The 21,968-nt window shown below is 70.1% G+C and carries 23 protein-coding genes and 1 tRNA gene; 13 read left to right on the top strand and 11 right to left on the bottom strand.

The window, feature by feature from the left end:
* Nucleotides 1-103 precede the first annotated feature (103 nt).
* Nucleotides 104-177 (top strand) — tRNA-Met (locus tag AB0I98_RS11625).
* A 51-nt stretch (nucleotides 178-228) separates the two neighbouring features.
* Here the strand turns inward: AB0I98_RS11625 and AB0I98_RS11620 are convergent.
* The 4 genes from AB0I98_RS11620 to AB0I98_RS11605 all read right to left on the bottom strand — a co-directional run bounded on the left by AB0I98_RS11620 (nucleotide 229) and on the right by AB0I98_RS11605 (nucleotide 3,551).
* The gene (locus tag AB0I98_RS11620) at nucleotides 229-1,371 is read right to left on the bottom strand and encodes an ABC transporter substrate-binding protein (protein ID WP_362938853.1); all 1,143 of its coding nucleotides are present in this window, start codon (nucleotides 1,369-1,371) and stop codon (nucleotides 229-231) included.
* Between the two features lie 2 nt (nucleotides 1,372-1,373).
* Nucleotides 1,374-2,234 (bottom strand): ABC transporter permease, encoded by an 861-nt coding sequence (locus tag AB0I98_RS11615; protein WP_362938850.1) that lies wholly within the window; start codon nucleotides 2,232-2,234, stop codon nucleotides 1,374-1,376.
* Nucleotides 2,231-2,998, bottom strand: a complete 768-nt coding sequence (locus tag AB0I98_RS11610; protein WP_328357271.1) for an ABC transporter ATP-binding protein — start codon at nucleotides 2,996-2,998, stop codon at nucleotides 2,231-2,233. The genes AB0I98_RS11615 and AB0I98_RS11610 overlap by 4 nt, the downstream gene beginning before the upstream one ends.
* A 136-nt stretch (nucleotides 2,999-3,134) precedes the next feature.
* Nucleotides 3,135-3,551, bottom strand: a complete 417-nt coding sequence (locus AB0I98_RS11605) for a Fur family transcriptional regulator (RefSeq protein WP_328357268.1) — start codon at nucleotides 3,549-3,551, stop codon at nucleotides 3,135-3,137.
* Between the two features lie 112 nt (nucleotides 3,552-3,663).
* Here AB0I98_RS11605 and AB0I98_RS11600 point away from each other — a divergent pair, with 112 nt between their 5' ends.
* On the top strand, nucleotides 3,664-5,133 hold the full coding sequence (locus AB0I98_RS11600; RefSeq protein ID WP_362938901.1) for a catalase: 1,470 nt from the start codon (nucleotides 3,664-3,666) through the stop codon (nucleotides 5,131-5,133).
* Nucleotides 5,134-5,211: 78 nt separating this feature from the next.
* On the opposite strand, the gene AB0I98_RS11595 is transcribed toward AB0I98_RS11600, so the two are convergent.
* Nucleotides 5,212-5,604 (bottom strand): CBS domain-containing protein, encoded by a 393-nt coding sequence (locus AB0I98_RS11595; RefSeq protein WP_210572943.1) that lies wholly within the window; start codon nucleotides 5,602-5,604, stop codon nucleotides 5,212-5,214.
* 138 nt (nucleotides 5,605-5,742) lie between these two features.
* Nucleotides 5,743-6,543 carry a histidinol-phosphatase gene (gene hisN / locus AB0I98_RS11590; RefSeq protein WP_362938847.1) on the bottom strand — a complete coding sequence of 267 codons (801 nt, stop codon included), beginning with the start codon at nucleotides 6,541-6,543 and terminating at the stop codon, nucleotides 5,743-5,745.
* A gap of 187 nt (nucleotides 6,544-6,730) precedes the next feature.
* On the opposite strand from hisN, the gene AB0I98_RS11585 reads away from it, so the two are divergent.
* Nucleotides 6,731-7,339, top strand: coding sequence for a helix-turn-helix domain-containing protein (locus tag AB0I98_RS11585; RefSeq protein WP_362938844.1), 609 nt, complete (start codon nucleotides 6,731-6,733; stop codon nucleotides 7,337-7,339).
* A gap of 6 nt (nucleotides 7,340-7,345) precedes the next feature.
* Here the strand turns inward: AB0I98_RS11585 and AB0I98_RS11580 are convergent, their stop codons facing one another.
* The 4 genes from AB0I98_RS11580 to AB0I98_RS11565 form a co-directional block, all read right to left on the bottom strand.
* Entirely contained in the window at nucleotides 7,346-7,669 is a 324-nt protein-coding gene (locus AB0I98_RS11580) for a multidrug efflux SMR transporter (RefSeq protein WP_362938841.1), read from the bottom strand.
* Between the two features lie 103 nt (nucleotides 7,670-7,772).
* On the bottom strand, nucleotides 7,773-8,780 hold the full coding sequence (gene rsgA / locus AB0I98_RS11575; protein WP_362938838.1) for a ribosome small subunit-dependent GTPase A: 1,008 nt from the start codon (nucleotides 8,778-8,780) through the stop codon (nucleotides 7,773-7,775).
* A 12-nt stretch (nucleotides 8,781-8,792) separates the two neighbouring features.
* The gene (gene aroA / locus AB0I98_RS11570; RefSeq protein WP_362938835.1) at nucleotides 8,793-10,118 is read right to left on the bottom strand and encodes a 3-phosphoshikimate 1-carboxyvinyltransferase; all 1,326 of its coding nucleotides are present in this window, start codon (nucleotides 10,116-10,118) and stop codon (nucleotides 8,793-8,795) included.
* A gap of 90 nt (nucleotides 10,119-10,208) precedes the next feature.
* Nucleotides 10,209-10,922: a M50 family metallopeptidase gene (locus AB0I98_RS11565; protein ID WP_362938832.1), complete on the bottom strand. Its 714-nt coding sequence runs from the start codon at nucleotides 10,920-10,922 to the stop codon at nucleotides 10,209-10,211.
* Between the two features lie 50 nt (nucleotides 10,923-10,972).
* Here AB0I98_RS11565 and AB0I98_RS11560 point away from each other — a divergent pair, with 50 nt between their 5' ends.
* The 10 genes from AB0I98_RS11560 (at nucleotide 10,973) to AB0I98_RS11515 (ending at nucleotide 20,941) form a co-directional block, all read left to right on the top strand.
* A complete protein-coding gene (locus AB0I98_RS11560; protein WP_362938829.1) occupies nucleotides 10,973-11,788 on the top strand; it encodes an SOS response-associated peptidase in 816 nt (271 codons plus the stop codon).
* Nucleotide 11,789: 1 nt separating this feature from the next.
* Nucleotides 11,790-12,419 (top strand): alpha/beta family hydrolase, encoded by a 630-nt coding sequence (locus AB0I98_RS11555; RefSeq protein ID WP_362938826.1) that lies wholly within the window; start codon nucleotides 11,790-11,792, stop codon nucleotides 12,417-12,419.
* 257 nt (nucleotides 12,420-12,676) lie between these two features.
* A complete protein-coding gene (gene sigR / locus AB0I98_RS11550; protein ID WP_362938823.1) occupies nucleotides 12,677-13,360 on the top strand; it encodes an RNA polymerase sigma factor SigR in 684 nt (227 codons plus the stop codon).
* Nucleotides 13,357-13,659 carry a mycothiol system anti-sigma-R factor gene (gene rsrA, locus AB0I98_RS11545; protein ID WP_210572346.1) on the top strand — a complete coding sequence of 101 codons (303 nt, stop codon included), beginning with the start codon at nucleotides 13,357-13,359 and terminating at the stop codon, nucleotides 13,657-13,659. The genes sigR and rsrA overlap by 4 nt, the downstream gene beginning before the upstream one ends.
* A gap of 109 nt (nucleotides 13,660-13,768) precedes the next feature.
* Nucleotides 13,769-15,067 (top strand): HD-GYP domain-containing protein, encoded by a 1,299-nt coding sequence (locus AB0I98_RS11540; RefSeq protein WP_362938820.1) that lies wholly within the window; start codon nucleotides 13,769-13,771, stop codon nucleotides 15,065-15,067.
* Nucleotides 15,064-16,311 carry an HD domain-containing protein gene (locus AB0I98_RS11535; protein ID WP_362938817.1) on the top strand — a complete coding sequence of 416 codons (1,248 nt, stop codon included), beginning with the start codon at nucleotides 15,064-15,066 and terminating at the stop codon, nucleotides 16,309-16,311. The genes AB0I98_RS11540 and AB0I98_RS11535 overlap by 4 nt, the downstream gene beginning before the upstream one ends.
* Nucleotides 16,312-16,424: 113 nt before the next feature.
* The gene (locus tag AB0I98_RS11530) at nucleotides 16,425-17,405 is read left to right on the top strand and encodes a hypothetical protein (RefSeq protein ID WP_328357233.1); all 981 of its coding nucleotides are present in this window, start codon (nucleotides 16,425-16,427) and stop codon (nucleotides 17,403-17,405) included.
* Between the two features lie 127 nt (nucleotides 17,406-17,532).
* Entirely contained in the window at nucleotides 17,533-18,183 is a 651-nt protein-coding gene (gene def, locus AB0I98_RS11525; RefSeq protein WP_362938814.1) for a peptide deformylase, read from the top strand.
* Nucleotides 18,184-18,482: 299 nt separating this feature from the next.
* Nucleotides 18,483-19,568 (top strand): epi-isozizaene synthase, encoded by a 1,086-nt coding sequence (gene cyc1 / locus AB0I98_RS11520; protein ID WP_362938898.1) that lies wholly within the window; start codon nucleotides 18,483-18,485, stop codon nucleotides 19,566-19,568.
* A complete protein-coding gene (locus tag AB0I98_RS11515) occupies nucleotides 19,565-20,941 on the top strand; it encodes a cytochrome P450 (protein ID WP_362938811.1) in 1,377 nt (458 codons plus the stop codon). Before cyc1 ends, AB0I98_RS11515 begins: the two co-directional genes overlap by 4 nt.
* A 9-nt stretch (nucleotides 20,942-20,950) precedes the next feature.
* Here the strand turns inward: AB0I98_RS11515 and AB0I98_RS11510 are convergent, their stop codons facing one another.
* Entirely contained in the window at nucleotides 20,951-21,916 is a 966-nt protein-coding gene (locus AB0I98_RS11510; RefSeq protein WP_362938808.1) for a helix-turn-helix domain-containing protein, read from the bottom strand.
* Between the last annotated feature and the right edge of the window lie 52 nt (nucleotides 21,917-21,968).

Here is a 21,968-nt window from a genome sequence, read left to right as displayed (position 1 = left end):
CACGCATGCCCGCAGCTTGGCGGGACGGCTGCCCGTAGCTCAGCAGCCGCCGTTAAGCGATTTGCCTCTGTCCGCGTCCTTGACGTAATGTTCCATTCATCGACGCGGGGTGGAGCAGCTCGGTAGCTCGCTGGGCTCATAACCCAGAGGTCGCAGGTTCAAATCCTGTCCCCGCTACTGAAGGCCTAGGGCCCGGATCCTTGAGAGGATCCGGGCCCTAGGTGTGTGTCAGGGGCGGTGGCCCACTGCCTCCTCGTAGAGGGTTCGGTTCACCGTCTGTGATTCCGGTAGGGGGTCGCCCTCCGCCACGCCCTGGGCGGCGTATGCCGACTGGAGGCGGTCCGTTGTGCCGGCGCGGATTTCCCAGTCCACGCGGAGGGACGGGGTCGACTGGAGGATCTCCTTGTCGGCCTTCAGGAGATTCGCCAAGTATGTGACGAAGCTCGCATTCTTCTTGTAGTCGGACGCGAAGTACGAGTTCACCGTGCGGATGTATGCCCGGATCAACGCCACGCCCGCGTCCACGTCGTCGTTCAGGAGGCTCGGGCCGTACAGCAGGCCGCCCAGGGGCTCGCCGGGGGGCTGGCCGCCGAGGAAGGCGTATCCGGGGGTGCCGTCGACCTTGCGCCAGACCGGGTCGAGGAGCCAGGCGGAGTCGACGCCGCCGTTCTGGAGGGCGGTGAGGACGTCGGCGGAGCCGAGCTGCTGGTACTGGATCTTGTCGAGGCCGCCGCCGTGCTGCTCCAGGGCCTGTTCCATCGGGTACGCGATCACGGAGCCCTTGCCGATCATCGTGCCCAGCTTGCGGCCGGCCATGGCCACCCGGTCCGCGCTCTCGCCCTCCTTGAGGCGGACCCACAGGCCGCTCTTCGACGTGGGGTCGGGTGAGAAGTTCCCGGCGACCCACCTGATGTCGAAGCCGCCCCGCAGCCCGTTCATCACCGCCGCTTCCGGCGCCGCCCAGAGCGCGTCGATCTCGCCCTTGGCCAGCAACGGCAGCGCGTCCGGCGTGGGCAGCACCTTCAGGGTGACGTCCAGGCCCTCCCGCTTGAACTCGCCCTTGTCGAGGGCGACTTGCAGCGGCGCCACATACTCCGCGCTCAGCGTCCCCGTCGCGATCGTCAGCTTCCGTGTCTCGGGCAGCCGCCGCGGGGCAGGCGCTCCCGGCTCACAGCGCGCCGGTTGTCGCTTCGGGGACATGTCGGCAGGGTCCGTCCACGACGTCTCCCCGCAGCCTTGCACCGGGCGGATCGTGCGCGAAGCCGCGTCCGCCTGAGGCTCCGAGCGGGACGACGGCGACGCCGAGCAGCCCGCCGACGCCAGCAGTCCGGCGACGACGACTGCGACACCGTACGAACGAATCACACGCATCCTCATGACTGGCCCCGTCCCCTGTCTCGTGGTGCCCACGGTGTGAGCAATCGGCCGACGACGCGCACCAGTTCGGAGAAGAGCACGCCCAGGACGGCCACGCAGACGATGCCGACGAACATGACGTCGTTCTGGAAGAGCGCGCGGGAGTCGAAGATGAGGTGGCCGAGGCCGTTCGTCGCGGCGATCTGTTCCGAGGCGACGATGACGAGGACGGCCACGCCCGCCGCGATCCGGGCGCCGACCAGGACCGCGGGGAGGGAGGCGGGCAGCAGGACGTGCCGGAACATCTGCCAGGGCGAGGCGCCGAAGACCTGGCCCGCGTCGCGGTGGCCGGCGGGGATCGACATCACCGCGGACATCGTCGAGATCCAGACGAAGAAGAAGACCGTCGCCGCCACCAGGGCCACCTGCGGGCCCTCGCCCAGGCCGAACATGTTCAGGAAGATCGGCAGCAGGGCCAGTTTCGGTACGACGTACAGGGCGTCCAGGAGCGGCTCCAGCGCCGCCCGTACGAGCGACAGGGAGCCCATCAGCAGGCCCAGGGCGTAGCCGGCCGCCGTGCCGACCGCGTAGCCCGCCAGGACGCGTTTCAGGGTCGCCCACACGTCCGGCCAGAGGTCGCCGGCCGCGGCCCGGTCCCAGCCGTCGGCGAGGATCGTGGACGGGGCCGGGTAGACGCGGTCGTCGATCCAGGCCTGGGTGGCGGCCAGTTGCCAGAGCAGGATCAGCAGGAGGGGGACGGCGACCGCCAGGGACAGTTCCAGGGCGCGTCGGCGGCGGTGGGTGCGTACGGGATGGAGTTCGTGCGGGCCCGGAGCGCGGACCAGGACCGATGTGCGGTCGGGAGCGATCGTCGTCATGCCGGTACCGCCTCCTTGCGCAGCAGGTCCCACAGCTCGGTCTTCAGGGTCGTGAATTCGGGGGTGGAGCGGATGTCGCCGGTGCGCGGGCGCGGGAACGGGGGGTGGCGTTCGGCGATGAGGCGGCCCGGGCGGGCCGACATCACCAGGACGCGGTCGCCGAGGACGATCGCCTCCTCCAGGCTGTGGGTGATGAAGAGGGTCGTCGTCCTCAGCGACTGGGTGATGCCCAGGAGTTCGTCCTGGAGGATCATGCGGAGCTGGGCGTCGAGGGCGGCGAACGGCTCGTCCATGAGCAGGAGTTCGGGTTCCACCGCGAGCGCCCGGGCGATCGCCACGCGCTGGCGCATGCCTCCCGAGAGCGTGGCCGGGTAGGCGTCGGCGAAGTCGGCCAGGCCCATGCGGGTCAGCCAGGCGTCGGCGCGCGCGTTCGCCTCGCGGCGCGGGACGCGCTGGATGTCCAGGCCGAAGCGGACGTTGGCGCGGACGGTCTTCCAGTCGTAGATGCCGTAGTCCTGGAAGATCATGGCGGCCGGGCGAGGGCTGGAGGTACGGATCTCCAGGCGGCCGGTGCTCGGGCGGAGTAGGCCCGCGGCGATACGCAGCAGCGTGGACTTGCCGCAGCCCGAGGGGCCGACGAGGCAGACGAACTCGCCGGGGGCGACGGCCAGATCGAGGGGGCCGAGGGCGTGCACGGCCCCGGGGCCCCGGCCGAAGGTTCGGGTCAGATCACTGGCGCTGAGTTTCGGATACGGCTCTCCCACGGTGTCTCCTCGCGGAGTGCGGAACGGACTGGTGGGTGCCGCCGACGATATGACGACCCGTCAGATACGGGAAGGGTGTGGGTGCAGCGGAAAGCCCCGGCGCCTTGTCGGTGCCGGGGCTCGAAGCCGTATGTGCTTACGCCGTGGCGCAGTTCGGGCACACCCCGCGGTAGGTCACCTCGACGTCCGAGACGGTGAAGCCGAAGCGCTCCGTGTCGGGGAGGTCGGCCAGCGGGTTGCCGGTGGGGTGGACGTCCCGGATGGCGCCGCACTGGGCGCAGACCAGGTGGTGGTGCGGCTGGTGGGCGTTCGGGTCGTACCGCTTGGCGCGCTTGTCGGTGGCGACCTCGAGCACCTCGCCGAGGGTCACCAGCTCGCCCAGCGTGTTGTAGACGGTCGCCCGGGAGATCTCGGGCAGCTTGGCCACAGCCCGCGCGTGGACCTCGTCGGCCGTCAGGTGGACGTGTTCGCCGTCGAGGACCTCGGCCACGACGCGCCGCTGCGCGGTCATCCGCCATCCGCGTCCGCGCAGCCGTTCCAGAAGGTCGCTCATGCGCACAGCTTAACAGCTAAGGACCAGAATCCGAATGGGTGTGAGTTTGGAGGGCGGCTTGATTTGGATTAAGTCTAATGTAGGATCGGTCCAGAACAGCTCGGGGGCAGGACTGACGCAGGAGGCGCACGTGACGCAGGGACCGCTCACTACGGAGGCCGGGGCACCGGTCGCGGACAACCAGAACAGCGAGACCGCGGGCGTCGGCGGCCCGGTGCTCGTCCAGGACCAGCTGCTGCTGGAGAAGCTGGCCCACTTCAACCGGGAGCGCATCCCGGAGCGCGTGGTGCACGCCCGCGGCGCCGGCGCCTACGGCACCTTCACGGTGACCGCCGACGTGACGCGGTACACGCGCGCCAAGTTCCTCTCGGAGGTCGGCAAGCAGACCGAGACCTTCCTGCGCTTCTCCACGGTCGCGGGCAACCTCGGTGCGGCCGACGCGGTGCGCGACCCGCGCGGCTGGGCGCTGAAGTTCTACACCGAGGAGGGCAATTACGACCTCGTCGGCAACAACACCCCGGTGTTCTTCATCAAGGACGCCATCAAGTTCCCGGACTTCATCCACACCCAGAAGCGCGACCCGTACACGGGCTCCCAGGAGGCGGACAACGTCTGGGACTTCTGGGGCCTCAGCCCCGAGTCGACCCACCAGGTGACCTGGCTCTTCGGTGACCGCGGCATCCCGGCGTCGTACCGCCACATGAACGGCTACGGCTCGCACACGTTCCAGTGGAACAACGAGGCGGGCGAGGTCTTCTGGGTCAAGTACCACTTCAAGACCGACCAGGGGATCAAGAACCTCACGCAGGCCGAGGCCAACAAGCTCGCCGGTGAGGACCCCGACAGCCACCAGCGCGACCTGCGCGAGGCCATCGAGCGGGGCGAGTTCCCGACCTGGACCGTGCAGGTGCAGATCATGCCGGAGGCGGACGCGGCGACGTACCGCTTCAACCCGTTCGACCTCACCAAGGTGTGGCCGCACGCGGACTACCCGCCGATCGAGATCGGCAAGCTGGAGCTCAACCGCAACCCGGAGAACATCTTCGCCGAGGTCGAGCAGTCCATCTTCAGCCCCGCGCACTTCGTGCCGGGTATCGGCCCCTCGCCCGACAAGATGCTCCAGGGGCGGCTGTTCGCGTACGGCGACGCCCACCGCTACCGCGTCGGCATCAACGCCGACCACCTGCCGGTGAACCGCCCGCACGCCACCGAGGCGCGCACCAACTCCCGTGACGGTTTCCTGTACGACGGCCGCCACAAGGGCGCGAAGAACTACGAGCCGAACAGCTTCGGTGGCCCGTTCCAGACGGACCGCCCGCTGTGGTCCGCCACCGCCGTGAACGGCGGCACGGGCAACCACCCGGCCCCGGTGCACGCCGAGGACGACGACTTCGTGCAGGCGGGCAATCTCTACCGGCTGATGTCCGAGGACGAGAGGGAGCGTCTGATCGCCAATCTGGCGGGCTTCATCGCCAAGGTCTCGCGCGACGACATCGCCGAGCGCGCGATCGACAACTTCCGTCAGGCGGACGGTGACTTCGGCAAGCGGCTGGAGGCCGCGGTCCAGACCCTGCGCGGCTGACACACCCACCAGCACTGGATCGCTTGCCGAGGCGGGCCGGATTCCCCGCACAGGGGGGTCCGGCCCGTTCGCGTGGGCTCAGGCCGGTACCTGCTGCCGCAGGGGAGCCCAGCAACGGATGATGTCGCGGACCGAGACGATGCCGACGGGCTCGTCGTGGTCGAGGACGATCAGGTGGCGGAAGCCGCCGTGTGCCATGGCGTGAGCGGCCTCCTCCAGGGTCCAGGACGGAGCGGCGAACACGACGTCGGTGGTGGTGTGCGCGTGGGCGTACTCCGTGTCCGGGTCCTCGCCGAGGCCGACGGAGATCAGGATGTCGCGTTCGGTGAGGATGCCGATACCGCCGGCGTCGGGGTCAAGGACGACGGCCGCGCCCACCCGGCGGGTGGACATCAGCGCGGCGGCCTGGCGAAGGGTGTGGGTGGGGCCGATGGTGAGGACCACTGTGCTCATGGCGTCGCGGACGAGCATGGATGCAGCCACCTCCTGAGGGTCTCCGCCGCTTGTTTCATCCGCTTGTTCATCGTTTCACAAATTCACAAGGGGCGGGACTTTCAGAGTGACAGGCAAAGAGACGGTCAACAAGGGGGCGCGTGGAGCTCGTGGAGCTCAGTAGCGCTGATTGAGATACCCCAGGAACTCCTCGTGCAGCAGACCGTTCGACGCGGCCGCGTTTCCGCTGTGCGGGCCCGGGCGGCCGTCGAGGCCGGTGAAGGCGCCGCCCGCCTCCGTCACGATGATCGCGTTCGCGGCCATGTCCCACAGGGACAGCTCGGGCTCGGCGCAGATGTCGACCGCGCCCTCGGCGACCAGCATGTACGGCCAGAAGTCGCCGTACGCGCGCGTGCGCCACACCTCGCGGGTCAGGTCCAGGAAGCCGCCCAGGCGGCCCTGGTCCTCCCAGCCGGTGAGCGAGGAGTACGCGAAGGAGGCGTCGGACAGCTTCGAGACGCGGGAGACGTGCAGCCGGGAGGCCGAGGAGAGGCTGCGGCCGGTGAACGCGCCGTGCCCCTTCGCGGCCCACCAGCGGCGGCCCAGCGCGGGGGCGGAGACAAGGCCGACGACGGGCTCGTATCCGCCCTCGCTCGCCTCTGTCAGGGAGATCAGCGTGGCCCAGACGGGGACGCCGCGTACGTAGTTCTTGGTGCCGTCGATCGGGTCGACGACCCAGCGCCGGGGGCCGGTGCCCTCGATGCCGTACTCCTCGCCGAGGACCGCGTCCCGGGGGCGGGCGCGCTGCAGCTGGCCGCGGATGAGTTCCTCGGTGGCCTTGTCCGCCTCGCTCACCGGAGTCATGTCCGGCTTCGTCTCCACCTTCAGGTCGAGGGCCTTGAAGCGGGCCATGGTCGTCGCGTCGGCGGCGTCCGCGAGGACGTGGGCGAAGCGGAGGTCGTCATGGTAGTCGGCCATGCCTGAACCGTATCTTTCGCGGTCACGGCCGGGCTACAGGGGGATGTGGGGGATCGGTGTGCACGGTGCCCGATCGCCCGGATGGCCTACGACAGGTGTCGCGCGCCCCCTTGTGCCCTCGCGAACCCTTGACAGTGCCCCCGTGCGCGTCAAATCTGGGCGCAGAGTCGGTCGGGCTCGGGAGGCGATGATGCCTGCAGCGCGGGAGTCCCTACTGGACGCCGCATACACGGCGCTGGCGCGGCGGCCATGGGCCGCGGTGCGGATGGTCGATGTGGCCGCGGCGGCCGGGGTGTCCCGGCAGACGCTCTACAACGAGTTCGGGAGCAAGGAAGGGCTCGCCAGGGCCCTCGTCCGCCGAGAGGCCGACGCCTATCTCGCCGGCGTCGAGCGGGCCCTCGCCACGAACCACGACACCCGCGACCGGCTCACCGCCACCGCCGAGTGGACCGCGTCGGCGGCCCGGGAGAACGCGCTCGTACGGGCCATGCTCACCGGCTGCTGGAGCGAGCGGCTGCCCTCGCCGACGCTCTCGGCCGTGCCGTCCACCTCGGCGGTGCCGGCACAGCGGCGGGCGGACGGGCCGCTGCCCTCACCCGGCGACTTCGTGGCCCTGGTCCGTGACCGTGCCGTGGCGGTGCTGGCCGGACCCGGCACCCACAAGTCGGAAGCCGCCGAACTGGCCCGCTCCTGCGAACTGGTCGTCCGGCTGGCGCTGTCCTGCGTGGCGGCCCCGCCCGGCGAGGGAGGCGTCGCGGATCTCGTACGGGGCGCGCTGCACCGGCAGTTGGTGTGATGCGGGTCAGTGGGCCGAGCCCGACAGCTGGAGCCCGATGACGCCCACGATCACCAGGCTGATCGAGACGAGCTTCAGCGTCGACACGAGGTCGCCCAGGAAGACCATGCCGTAGATGGCGGTGCCCGCCGCGCCGATGCCCGTCCACACCGCGTAGGCAGGGCCCACGTCGAGCTTCTTCAGGGACAGCGTCAGCAGACCGAAGCTGCCGAGCGCGAAGATGCAGAACGCGACGGTCGGCCACAGTCTGGTGAAGCCGTGCGACAGCTTCAGGCAGACGGCGAAACCGGTTTCGAGGAGTCCTGCCACAACCACCAGCAGCCACGCCATGTCTTGTCCTCCCGTGTACACGTCGACTGCTTCGTCTGGCTTGGATCGGACTCGGTGCGATTATGCACTTACCGACCTTGCGTTCAGACAAACAACGCGAAGGTCAGTCGCCTTCCTTCCGTTCCCTCGTGGACAGCAGCCGACGCAGGGAGTAGAGCCGTGCCGGGTCCGCATGGCCCTCGGCCACCCACGCGTCCAGCGCGCAGTCGGGCTCGTCGTGACTGCACGCGCGCGGACAGCCCTCGGTGCCCGGCTCCAGGTCGGGGAAGGCATGGATGACCCGGGAGGGATCCACGTGGTGCAGCCCGAAGGACCGTAGGCCCGGGGTGTCGATGACCCAGCCGCCGCCCAGCAGCGGCAGCGCGAGCGCCGATGTCGTCGTGTGCCGGCCGCGGCCGGTCACCGCGTTCACATGTCCGGTGGTGCGTCGGCGGTCCTTGGGCACCAGGGCATTGACCAGCGTGGTCTTGCCGACGCCGGAGTGGCCCACGAACGCCGTGATCTTGCCGTCGAGTTGCTCGAGCACCCGGTTTGCCGCGTCGCCGTTCTCCAGTTCCTCGCGGCTGGTGACGACGTGCGGGATGTCGAGGGCGCCGTACAGCTCCAGGATCTTGTCGGGCGGGGCGAGGTCCGACTTGGTGAGCACGAGCAGCGGTTCCAGGCCGCCGTCGAACGCCGCCACCAGACAGCGGTCGACGAGGCGGGGGCGCGGCTCGGGGTCGGCGAGCGCGGTGACGATGGCGAGTTGATCGGCGTTGGCGACGACCACGCGCTCGTACGGGTCGTCGTCGTCCGCGGTGCGGCGCAGCACCGAGGTGCGCGGGCTGATGCGGACGATGCGGGCGAGGGTGTCCTTCTTGCCGGAGAGGTCGCCGACGAGGTACACCATGTCGCCGACCACCGCGGCCTTGCGGCCCAGTTCGCGGGCCTTCATCGCCAGCACGATCCGGTCGTCGACGAGGCACGTCAGACGGCCGCGGTCGACGGTGAGGACCATTCCCTCGGCCGCGTCCTCGTGCTTGGGGCGGATGTTCGTCCGCGGCCGGTTGCCCTTGCGGTTCGGGCGGCTGCGGATGTCGTCCTCGTCGGTGTGCTTGCCGTAGCGACGCATGGCGTGTGTCCCCTACGCCCCGCCGCTCCCGAGCATCCCGGTCCACAGGTCGGGGAAGTCCGGCAGCGTCTTCGCCGTCGTCGCCACGTTCTCGATCTGCACGCCCTCCACCGCGAGGCCGATGACCGCGCCGGCGGTGGCCATGCGGTGGTCCTCGTACGTGTGGAAGATCCCGCCGTGCAGCGCGCGCGGGCGGATGTGCAGCCCGTCGGCGGTCTCCGTCACATCGCCGCCGAGTTCATTGATCTCCTTGGTCAGCGCGGCCAGCCGGTCCGTCTCGTGCAGCCGCAGATGCGCCACGCCGCGCAGCGTGGAGGGGGAGTCGGCGAGGGCGGCCACGGCCGCGATGCCGGGCGCGAGTTCGCCCACGTCGCTCAGGTCGACATCGATGCCGTGGATCGCGCCGGACCCGGTGAATTCCAGGCCGTACTCGGTCAGTTGGCAGGAACCGCCCATCTCGGTGAAGATCTCCCGCAGCCGGTCACCGGGTTGGGTGGTCCGCGTCGGCCAGTCCGGGACGAGCACCTTGCCGCCGGTCACCAGCGCCGCCGCCAGGAACGGCTGGGCGTTGGACAGATCCGGCTCCACCGTCAGGTCCCGGCCGAGCAGCGCGCCCGGCGTGACCCGCCAGACGTTCGGCTCGCCGCCCGACTCCGGGGTGTCCACCTGGGCGCCGACGCTGCGCAGCATGTCGACGGTCATCCGGATATGGGGCAGCGAGGGCAGCGTCGCGCCGATGTGGCGGACCTCCACGCCCTGGTTGAAGCGCGGGCCGGAGAGCAGCAGCGCGCTCACGAACTGGGACGACGTGGACGCGTCGACCTCCACCGGGCCGCCGTCCAGCGCGCCACCGCCGTGCACGGTCAGCGGCAGCGTGCCGCGGCCGTCGTCGTCGATCCGGGCGCCGAGGACGCGCAGGGCGTCGATCACGCCGCTCAGGGGGCGCTCGTACGACCTCGGGTCGCCGTCGAAGCGGATTTCGCCGTCGGCGAGGGCGGCGACGGGAGGCAGGAAGCGCATGACGGTGCCTGCGTTGCCGACGTCGATGGTGGCGGGGCCGCGGAGCCCTGCGGGCAGGACGCGCCAGGTCTCGCCCGTGCCGTTGGGGCCTACGCCCTCTTCGATGCCGACGCCCATCGCCCGTAGGGCGTCGGCCATCAGCAGGGTGTCGCGGGAGCGGAGGGGGCGGCGGAGCCAGCCGGGCTCTGAGGCGAGGGCAGACAGCACGAGTGCGCGGTTGGTGACCGACTTCGACCCGGGCACGTGGACCGTCGCGTCGACGGCTCCGGTCGCATGGGGGGCGGGCCAGAGGGTGGTGTCTGCGGGGTTAGCGGTCATGCGGCCCACTTTAGTAGTGGGTCGTCGTTCGGGTGCGGCGCCGTGGGGGCTGGTCGCGCAGTTCCCCGCGCCCCTGAAGGGGCGCTGACCTCACACGTCCAGCAGCCAACGTCCCCCTCCTATCAGCGAGCACAAGCTCACCGCGTGGAACAGGAACAGCCACATCCCCGCCGGCACATGCGTCAGCCTCGACAACTGATCCGCGTCCGAGTCCCCCGCCCCTCCCCGCGCCCTCTTCGCCTGCAGCTCGAACGCCGGGCGTACGCCCCCGAGCAGCAGGAACCAGACAACCGCGTACGCGAACGCCGCCTGCACCTGCGGACCTGCCAGCCAGGAGACCAGGACGAAGGTGCCGCCGGTGAGGACGACCGTCAGGGCGCCGTAGGCGTTGCGGATCATGACCAGCATCGCCAGGAGCAGGGCCGTGGCCAGCCACAGCAGCAGGGTGATGCGGCCGGCGCCGAGGAGCGCGGCGCCGCCGAGGCCGAGGAGTGGGGGAGCGGTGTAGCCGGAGGCGGCGGTGAGGATCATGCCGAGGCCGTACGGCTTGCCGCGGCTGACCGTGAGGCCGCTGGTGTCGGAGTGGAGGCGTATGCCGGTGAGCTGTCGGCCGGTGAGCAGCGCGATCAGGCCGTGGCCGCCTTCGTGGGCGATGGTGATGGCGTTGCGGGCGAGGCGCCACAGGCCGTGTGGGACGACCACCGCGACCGCGGCGACGAGGGTCGCGATCACCACCCACACGTCCGGGTCGGTCTGGGTGCCGATCAGCTCGTCCCACAGAGAGGTCGCTGTGCTGCTGTCCATGTGTCCGGGGTGCTCCCTCTGTTCATACGGAGTCTGGCAGTGTGGCACGTATGTGCGGACGGTATGCATCGAGTCGTAGGCCCGAGGATCTCGCAGGAATCTTTGAGATCGAGAAGTGGGAGCCCGAGGAGACCCTGGAGCCCGACTACAACGTGGCCCCGACCAAAGAGGTCTACGCGGTCCTGGACCGTCCTGTGAAAGACGCCGACGAGAAGCGACCGGTTCGGCAGCTGCGCAAGCTCAAGTGGGGGCTCGTCCCCTCCTGGTCGAAGACCCCCGAGGGCGGCGCGCGGATGATCAACGCGCGGGCGGAGACCGTGCACGAGAAGCCGTCGTACCGCCGTGCCTTCGCCACCCGCCGGTGCATCCTGCCCGCCGACGGCTACTACGAGTGGGTCACCGGCAAGCAGGAGCGGGACCTGGAGGAGGAGGGGAAGAAGAAGCGGCCGCGCAAGCAGCCCTACTTCGTGCTCCCCGCCGACGGGTCCGTGTTCGCCATGGCCGGGCTGTACGAGTTCTGGCGGGACAAGACGCTGCCCGACGACCATCCGCAGGCCTGGTGGGTGACCTGCTCGGTGATCACGACGGAGGCGGAGCAGACCCCGCTGGCGGTGGCGCCCGCCGACGGGCCGTACACGCTGTCCGACATCCACCCCCGGATGCCGCTGATGCTGACGCCCGACCGCTGGGACAGCTGGCTCGACCCGTCCCGCACCGACCCCGACGACCTGCGCGAGCTGCTCGCCCCGCCGCCCCCCGGACTGATGCGCGCCTACCCCGTCACCACCGCGGTCAGCAACGTCCGCAACAACGGGCCGGAGCTGCTGAAGGAGCTGGAAGGGCCCGAAGAGGGCACACTCTTCTAGCGTGACGACCGAGATCATCAGCACCGACGCGGGGGACGCCCGCATCACCTGGCACCGGGCCAAGAAGGCGCGGCTCGTGCTGGCCGTGAGCCATGGCGCGGGCGGCGGCATCGAGGCGCGGGACCTTCGGGCGATCGCCGCCGAGCTGCCGGAGCACGGCGTGAGCGTCGCCCTCGTGGAGCAGCCCTGGCGTGTGGCCGGAAAGAAGCTGGCGCCCGCGCCGAAGACCCTGGACGTGGGGTGGCGGGGCATCTGGCCCGCGGTCGCCGAGTCCGGGCTGCCCGTGATCTCGGGCGGACGCAGCGCCGGGGCCCGGGTCGCCTGCCGTACGGCCGTGGAGCTGGGAGCCGCCGGCGTCCTCGCCCTCAGCTTTCCGCTCCACCCGCCCGGCAAGCCCGAGAAGTCCCGCGCCGACGAACTGCTCGGCGCCGGGGTGCCCACGCTCGTCGTCCAGGGCGGCAACGACCCGTTCGGGAGGCCCGAGGAATTCCCGAAGGGCACTTATGAACTGGTCGAGGTGCCGTACGGCGATCATGGCTTCGCCGTGCCGAAGCGGGCGGAGATCGGGCCGGACGAGGTCGTGGCGATCATCACCGACGCGGTGGTGAAGTGGGCCGGGTCACTGGGGTAAAGGCCCGGGAATGTTGGGCCGCGGACCACTGTTGAGCGGGACAGAAGTGCTGAGAGACCAGCACCGACGTCGTGGGAGAGGAAGTCCGCCGCATGGGTTCGACCGTATGCCCGAGCCGCAGCAGCCGCACTGACCTGGACTGGACGGTGCTGCACGCGGCCAAGACCACCCCTATTCGAGGGGCGGCGGGGACGGGTCGTCGTCTATCCTCCGAGTCTGGTGACACCGGTATCGGTGCTGCCCGGAATCTTGAGGAGGTGGGTCCGGTCACTGGGATCGACGCAGGGACCGACAACGGCCAGGCGGAGCAGCCCGAGGGCCAGGGCATGGGCGCGGAGTCCACCGCGGAGCGCAACGTGCGCTTCGAGCGGGACGCGCTCGAATTCCTCGACCAGATGTATTCAGCCGCGCTGCGCATGACGCGCAACCCGGCCGACGCCGAGGACCTGGTGCAGGAGACGTACGCCAAGGCGTACGCGTCCTTCCACCAGTTCCGCGAGGGCACCAACCTCAAGGCGTGGCTGTACCGGATCCTCACCAACACCTTCATCAACTCGTACCGCAAGAAGCAGCGTGAACCCCAGCGCTCCGCGGCCGAGGAGATCGAGGACTGGCAGCTCGCCCGTGCCGAGTCGCACATGTCGACGGGTCTGCGCTCCGCGGAGTCGCAGGCGCTCGACCACCTGCCCGACTCGGACGTGAAGGAAGCGCTCCAGGCGATCCCCGAGGAGTTCCGCATCGCCGTGTATCTGGCCGACGTAGAGGGCTTTGCGTACAAGGAGATCGCGGACATCATGGGGACACCCATCGGGACGGTGATGTCCCGGCTGCACCGGGGCCGCCGTCAACTGCGCGGCATGCTCGAGGACTACGCCCGTGAGCGCGGGCTTGTCCCGGCCGGCGCCGGAGAGTCGAACGAAGCGAAAGGCTCGGGGTCATGAGCTGCGGAGAGCCGCACGAGACGGACTGCAGTGAAGTCCTGGACCATCTCTACGAGTTCCTCGACAGTGAGATGCCGGACGTCGATCGCGCCAAGTTCAAGCAGCACTTCAAGGAGTGCTCGCCGTGCCTGGAGAAGTACGGGCTCGAAGAGGCCGTGAAGAAGCTCGTCAAGCGGTGCTGCGGTCACGACGACGTACCCACCGACCTGCGCTCCAAGGTCCTGGGGCGGATCGACCTGATCCGCTCCGGGCAGGCAGTGCCGGACCATGACGTGACGGCGACCCCGCAGGAATCCTGAACGGCCTGTCGTCACTCGAACGTGCTAACCGCGGGTCATCGACCCGCGGCCGTCCCACCCGCCGCCCTAGGCTCCTGAGCCGGTACGGGCACGGTCGGGGAGGGACGTCATGGAGGCGATACCAGCGCGGGCACGCGCGTACGTCGCCTGCGTCGCCCTCGCTGCGCTGCTCTGCCTCCTCCCGCTGCCGTCCCTGCACACGCCCTGGTGGGCGGTCGCGCTGCTCGCCGCGCTCTACGCCGGATGCGAGCAGATCACCCGGTGGCGGTTCCTGGGCACCTTCTATCCCGTCCTGCTGGCCGGTGCCTTTCTGCTGCCGCCGCCCGCCGCCGCGCTGGTCGCGGTGCCCGGAGCGCTGCTGTCCCCCGTAGCGGGCCGGCCGCGGGCGCTGCGGCGGATCTGGCGGGCGGCCGAACTCGTCGTCGCCGTCTGGGCGGCGGCCCGCGTCCACTGGGCGCTGGGGGGGCGGGACGCGGTCGTGGCGTGCGACTTCCCGTACGCGCTGCTGCCCGCCCTGGCCGCGGTGCTCGCGTTCTGCCTGGTACTCAGCGTGCTGGACGGCGGGATCCTGGCCCTCGCCGAGCGGGTGCCCGTACGGCGGGCCTGGCGTGGTCTGTTTCTACGGTCCCTGGCGCCGATCGGCGTCCACGGGCTCGCCGGGCTGATGATGGCCGTCCTGTGGCGCAGCCCGTACGGGCCGTTCGCCGCGCTGCTGGTGCTGCTGCCGATGTGCGTGTCGGCCTGGGTGTTCGCGCAGTACCACCGGGAGCGGGCGGCGCATCAGGCGACCATCCGGGCGCTGGTGCAGGCCGTCGACATCAAGGACGGGTACACGCGCGGGCACAGCGAGCGAGTCGGGCACGCGTCGACGATGATCGCGCGTGAGCTGGGGATGGACGACGAACGCGTCGAAGTCCTGCGGTTCGCCGGAATCCTGCACGACGTGGGGAAGCTGGGCGTGCCGACGCGGCTGCTGCGCAAGGACGGGCCGCTGACGCCCGAGGAGCGGCGGGTCATCGAGCTGCATCCGGAGTACGGGCACGAGATGGTGCGCGGGATCGCCTTCCTGGGCGAGGCGCGGGCGGCGGTGCTGCACCATCACGAGCGGCTGGACGGGAGCGGATATCCGTACGGGCTGGTGGGCACCCAGATCCCGGAATGTGCGCGGGTGGTGGCCGTCGCCGACGCCTTCGACGCGATGACGTCCACGCGGTCCTACCGGCGGGCCAGGCCGGTCCCGGTCGCGCTGGAGGAGCTGCGGCGGTGTGCGGGAGCGCAGTTCGATCCCCGGATGGTCGAGGCGCTAGTGCGAGCCCTGGGCCGACACGGCTGGCACCCGGCGGTCACCGCGGGGGAGGAACCGCACGTCACCCCGCCCGCCGAGAGCCGCCTGGGAGCGCGGCGATGAGCGTCGCACGCCGGCGGCCGCTGGTGACCCTCATCCACGCCTGCGCGCTCTGTCTCGCCGCCGCCTCCCTCGCCCACACCCTCTGGACCGGCCTCGACGACCGTTCCGTCGCCCTCGCCTTCGCCGTCCTCGTCACCCTCGGTGAACTCGCCCGGTGGAGCGGGGCCGAGGTCAGGGAGTCCGCGCCGCTCGGGGCGGCGGGGGCGCTCGCGTACGCGCTGCTCGGGGAGGACGCGGGACGGGCCACCGAACACGGCGTCCCGCAGGTCGTCACCGTCGTGCTCGCCGCCTCGCTCGTCGGGAGCGTGCCGCACATCGCGCGGGGGCAGGGGTCGACGGCCGATCATCTGGCCCGGCGCATCCTGACCGTCGCCTTCGCCGCCTTCTGCTTCCAACCCCTCTACAACCAGGGCGCGTTCGGCAAGGGCGCGGGCCCCGCGTACGCCCTGCTGCTCGTCGTGCTGCTCACGCTCACCGCGCTGTGCGACGCCGTCCTCGCGGCGGCCCTCGCGCACTCCCGCACCGGGTGGCCCTTCGGACCGCTGCTGCGGGACGAGCTGCGGGGCATGCTCGGGATCGGGTCCGCGGTGTGCGCGACCGGGGCGGTGATGGCGCTCGCGGTGGCCGTCGTGGGGCTGTGGGCGCTGCCCGTCTTCTCGCTGCCGCTGCTGCTCACCCAGCTCTCCTTCCGGCGCTACGCCGCCGTCCGCACCACCTACCGGCAGACCATCGCCTCCCTCGCCCGCGCCACCGAGATCGCCGGATACACCCCCGCGGGGCATGCCCGGCGGGTGGCCGCGCTCAGCCGGGCGGTCGGGCGCGACATGGGGCTGTCCGGGCCCGACCTCACCGTCCTGGAGTACGCGGCACTCATGCACGACATCGGTCAGCTCAGCCTCGTCGACCCCGTCCCGGCCGGAGCCACCGCCGCGCTCCCGGCGTCCGAGCAGCGGCGGATCGCGCTGCTCGGCGGGGCCGTCGTACGGCAGACCGGGGTGAGCCCCCAGGTCGCCACGGTCGTGGAACGGCAGGCCGACCCCTGCCGGGAGCAGCCCGTGGCCGCACGGATCGTACGGGCGGTGAACGCCTACGAGGAGAAGGCGCGGGACGCCGGTCCCGGCGGGCCGCTGCGGGCCCTGGAGGAGCTGCGGCTCGCGACCGCCGGGGACTACGCACCCGAGGTGGTCGAGTCGCTGGCCCGTGTGCTGGCCAAGGACTGTCTGACCCTGCCCGGGGCTGGGTAACCCATGGGTAATGAGCGCCCCTCCAGCCGTACGTGGTTTGATGCGCAGGAGAGGGTGTCCGGGGGCGCGAAAGGCACAGCCAGCCCACTCCACGGAACTGGCAGGCGGGAATCGTGAGGATCTTCGGCAAGGGACGGCACCGGCCCTCCGCCTCCTGGCGGCAGGCCACCGACCGTGCGTTCACGCTGATCGGGGACGGTCGGTACGAGGACGCGGGCGCGCTGCTGACACGGGCCGCCGACCTGGAGCCCTGGCTTTCCGAGTCCTGGTTCAACCTGGCCCTGCTGCACAAATTCCGGCACGACTGGGAGCAGGCGCGGGCCGCGGGTCTCAGGGCCGTCGCGCTGCTCGACCGGGAGACCGGCGCACCTGACTGGTGGAACGTCGGCATCGCCGCCACCGCACTCCAGGACTGGCCGCTGGCCCGCCGGGCCTGGCAGGCGTACGGGCTGCGGGTGCCGGGCGGTCCCGGCGCCGCCGGGGAGCCCGTCGGGATGGACCTGGGCAGTGCGGCCGTACGGCTGTCGCCGGAGGGCGAGGCCGAGGTCGTGTGGGGGCGGCGGCTCGATCCCGCGCGGATCGAGGTGCTGTCCATTCCGCTGCCGTCGTCGGGGCGGCGCTGGGGCGAGGTCGTGCTGCACGACGGGGTTCCGCATGGCGAGCGGACCATTGCCGCGGGGCACGCGTATCCCGTCTTCGACGAGATCGAGCTGTGGGCGCCGTCGCCGGTGCCGACGTGGGTGGTGCTCCTGGAGGCCGCGAGCGAGGCCGACCGGGATGCGTTGGAGCAGTTGGCGGCGGATGCGGGGTTCGCTGCGGAGGACTGGTCGTCTTCGGTGCGGTTGCTGTGTCGGATGTGCTCGGAGTCGCGGATGCCGTCGGATGAAGGTGACGGGGAGCATCTGGATCCGCATGATCACAGTGAGCCGGGGCATCCCGGGCCGCTGGGGCATCGGACGGATGGGCAGTTGTGGGTGCCGGAGCGGGAGTGCGGGGTGGCTGCGCCGGCTTCGCTGGTTCGGGGGCTGCTGGATGGATGGGTGGCCGATAGTCCGGATTCTCGGGACTGGCGGGATTTGGAAGAGGTCTGCTAGCACGGCTTTCGGCTGCGGGTCTCGTCGTGGCTGGTCGCGCAGTTCCCCGCGCCCCTGACGGGGCGCGTCCACGTACCCTGTATCCGCAACTTCACCCTTGTTTGGTTTTAGGAAGGCATCGTCGGTCATGGCCCAGCAGGACACCGAGCAGCAGCACGCGGGCGTGCTTCCCGTGGATGACGAGGGGTTTGTCGTCGACACCGAGGACGCGGAGGAGCGCGAGAGCGCCTGGCGTGAGCGTGGCAGCTCGCGGCCGATCACCGTCGTCGGGAACCCGGTGCTGCACAAGGAGTGCAGGGACGTCACCGACTTCGGCGAGGAGCTCCAGCAGCTGGTCGCGGACATGTTCGCCTCGCAGCACACCGCCGAGGGCGTGGGCCTGGCCGCCAACCAGATCGGCGTCGACCTGAAGGTCTTCGTCTACGACTGCCAGGACGACCAGGGCGTCCGGCACGTGGGCGTGGTCTGCAACCCGAAGCTGGTCGAGCTGCCCGCCGAGCAGCGCCGGCTGGACGACAGCAACGAGGGCTGTCTGTCGGTGCCGACGGCCTACGCGCCGCTCGCCCGGCCCGACTACGCCGAGGTGACCGGTCAGGACGAGCAGGGGAACCCGATCAAGGTGCGCGGCACCGGCTACTTCGCCCGGTGTTTGCAGCACGAGACGGACCATCTGTACGGGTACCTCTACATCGACCGGCTCTCCAAGCGCGAACGCAAGGACGCGCTGCGGCAGATGGCCGAGAACGAGCCCCGCTACCCCGTGGTCGCGAACGACTGAAGCCGGCCGGGGTCAACTGGAGCCCCACAACTCCCTTGCGTACGGCGTCTGTTCAGGATCCCCTTCCTGACCAGGCGCCGTTCGCATGTCCGTCGCACGTTCGATCGTATGCGTGCAGCCGGTGACCCATATTCAGTCACACAAGGGGACGTTCTCGGCACCGTGGGGTAGTGAATGGAGCAAATGCGTTCCCAGATCGGTCAGTTGTGGTGCTGAATGGAAGTGCGGGGATACGCAACGGCGCACGCCCGGCACGGCGGGAGGGGTGTGTGCAACTGGCGGCTGAGAGGGGTTTGTTCGTGCATGCTTTCTCGCACAGCACCACATCGACACCGACGGCGGTCGCGGTCCCACCATCGCTCTCTCTACCGGTGATCGAGGCAGCGTTTCCCAGGCAACTCCATCCGTATTGGCCCAGGCTCCAGGAGAAGACCCGTACCTGGCTACTGGAAAAAAGGCTCATGCCGGCGGACAAGGTGGAGGAATATGCCGACGGCCTTTGCTACACGGACCTCATGGCGGGCTACTACATTGGTGCCCCCGACGACGTCCTCCAGGCGATTGCGGACTACAGCGCGTGGTTCTTCGTCTGGGACGACCGGCATGACCGTGACATCGTGCACGGCCGGCCCGCCGCTTGGCGGCGGCTGAGGTTCCGGTTGCATACGGCCCTCGAATCCCCCGAGGACCATCTGCACCACGAGGATCCCCTGGTCGCGGGGTTCGCGGACAGCATGGTGCGGTTGTACTCGTTCCTGCCCGAAACCTGGAACGCGCGATTCGCCCGGCACTTCCACGCGGTGATCGAGGCGTACGACCGGGAATTCCACAACCGTACCGAGGGAGTCGTCCCGACGGTCGAGGAATATCTCGCACTGCGCCGCCTCACTTTCGCGCACTGGATCTGGACGGATCTGCTGGAACCGAGCGCGGGACAGGAACTGCCGGACCCCGTGCGGAAACACCCGGTATACCGCCGGGCGGCCCTGCTGAGCCAGGAATTCGCCGCCTGGTACAACGACCTCTGTTCGTTGCCCAAGGAAATCGCGGGCGATGAGGTCCACAATCTCGGAATCAGTCTCATCAAGCATGAAGGGATGACACTGGAAGCGGCGATCGGGGAAGTGCGGCGACGCGTCGAGGGATGCGTCTCCGAATTCCTGGCCGTCGAAAAGAGGGCCCTGCGTTTCGCCGACGGGCTCGACGACGGAACGGTGCGGGGAAAGGAATTGAGTGCCGCCGTGCGGGCCTGTGTCGGCAATATGCGGAACTGGTTCAGCACGGTCTATTGGTTCCACCACGAGTCCGGCCGCTACCGGGTCGACTCCTGGGACGACCGGTCCACGCCCCCGTACGTCAACAACGAAGCGGCAGGTGAGAAATGACCGTCGAGTCCGTGAAGCCCGAAGCCCCGGAACATGGGGCATCGGAGCTGCGTGAGCCGCCCCTGGCGGGCGGTGGGGTCCCTGGTCTCGGCCATGGCCTCAAGCTGGTCCGCGACCCGCTGGCCTTCATGGCCCGGCTGCGCGAGCACGGCGACGTCGTCCGGCTGAAGCTCGGCCCGAAGACGGTGTATGCCGTCACCACCCCGGCGCTCACCGGAGCGCTGGCACTGAGCACCGACTTCAAGATCGACGGCCCGCTGTGGGAGTCGCTCGAGGGCCTGCTCGGCAAGGAGGGCGTGGCCACCGCGAATGGCCCGCGGCACCGGCGTCAGCGCCGCACCATCCAGCCCGCCTTCCGGCTCGATGCCATCCCGGCGTACGGGCCGATCATGGAGGAGGAGGCGCATGGGCTGACCGAGCGCTGGCGGCCCGGCGAGACCATCGACTGCACCTCCGAGTCCTTCCGGATCGCCGTGCGGATCGCCGCGCGCTGTCTGCTGCGCGGCGATTACATGGACGAGCGGGCGGAGCGGCTGTGTGTCGCGCTCGCCACCGTGTTCCGCGGGATGTACCGGAGGATGGTCGTCCCGCTCGGACCGCTCTACCGGCTGCCTCTGCCGCCCAACCGCAAATTCAACCGGGCGCTGGCCGATTTGCATCTCCTGGTCGACGAGATCGTCGCCGAACGCCGGGCATCTGGTCAAAGGCCGGACGATTTGCTGACGGCATTGCTGGAGGCGAAGGACGACAATGGCGACCCCATCGGGGAACAGGAGATCCACGACCAGGTCGTCGCGATACTCACCCCCGGCAGCGAAACGGTGGCGTCCACGATCATGTGGCTCCTGCACATGCTCGCGGAACAACCCGAACACGCGGACAAGGTGAAGGCGGAGGTCGAATCCGTGACCGGCGGCCGGCCCGTCGCATTCGGCGACGTCCGTAAGCTCAGGCACACCAACAATGTCGTCGTCGAAGCCATGCGTTTGCGCCCGGCCGTATGGATATTGACGCGACGGGCGGTGACCGACACGGAACTCGGTGGCTACCGCATTCCGGCCGGGGCCGACATCGTGTACAGCCCGTACGCGATCCAGCGCGATCCGCTGTCCTATGGGCACAACCTGGAGTTCGACCCGGACCGCTGGCTGCCCGAGCGGGTCAAGGACGTGCCGAAATACGCCATGAGCCCCTTCAGCGTCGGCAACCGCAAGTGCCCCAGCGACCACTTCTCGATGGCCCAGCTGACGCTGATCACGGCGGCACTGGCCACCAAGTACCGCTTCGAGCAGGTGCCGGGCTCCAAGGACGGCACCCGGGTGGGCATCACGCTGCGCCCGCACCGACTGCTGCTGAGGCCCGTACCGAGGTGAGGTGATGCGTCAGGCCGCTTCGGGGCCCCGGAATGTCCGCCGGTAGGCCTGCGGGGTCGTCCCGATCGACCGTACGAACTGATGGCGCAGCGCGGCCGCGGTACCGAACCCGGTGCGGGCCGCGATCGCGTCCATCGTCTCGTCCGTCGCCTCCAGCAACCGCTGGGCCAGCAGCACGCGCTGACGCAGGATCCAGCGGTAGGGGGTCGTGCCGGTCTCCTGCTGGAAGCGACGGGCGAAGGTGCGCGGCGACATGTGCGCCCGCGCGGCGAGCTGCTCGACGGTGACCTCCTCGTCGAGATGCTCCTCCATCCAGACCAGCACCTCACCGACCGTGTCGCACTGCGATCGGGGCAGCGGCCGCTCGATGAACTGGGCCTGTCCGCCGTCCCGGTGCGGCGGTACGACCATGCGCCGGGCGATGGCGTTGGCGACCTCCGGCCCCTCGTCCTTGCGCACGATGTGCAGACAGGCGTCGATGCCGGCGGCCGTGCCCGCCGAGGTGATCACCGGGTCCTCGTCCACGTACAGCACATCGGGCTCGATGATCGCGCGCGGGAAGCGCCGGGCCAGCTCGTCCGCCTGCCGCCAGTGCACCGCGCACCGCCGCCCGTCGAGCAGCCCGGCGGCGCCGAGGACGAAGACGCCGGAGCAGACGCTGAGCACCCGGGCGCCCCGGTCCGTGGCCCTGACCAGGGCGTCGAGCAGCTCGTCCGGATAGTCCCGGCCGATGTAGTCGCTTCCCGCCGGTACGGCGATCAGATCCGCCTCGTCGAGCCGCTCGAGCCCGTACGGCGTGGAGACCGTGAACCCGGGGACATGGGTGCGCAGCGCGGGTCCTTCCGCCGAGACGACCGCGAAGTCGTACACCGGCAGCCCCTCGTCGCTGCGGTCGAGGCCGAAGACCTCACAGACCACACCGAGTTCGAAGGGATGAACTCCGTCGAGCAGGGCGACGGCCACGTTCTTCAGCATGCTGCCAGTGTGCCACTGCCGTGGCAGTAATTCGAGGGTGTATGACAGTCCT

It is taken from the genome of Streptomyces sp. NPDC050211 (genome assembly GCF_040656035.1).
GTDB lineage: Bacteria > Actinomycetota > Actinomycetes > Streptomycetales > Streptomycetaceae > Streptomyces.
This window is presented reverse-complemented; position numbering and strand designations above follow the sequence as displayed.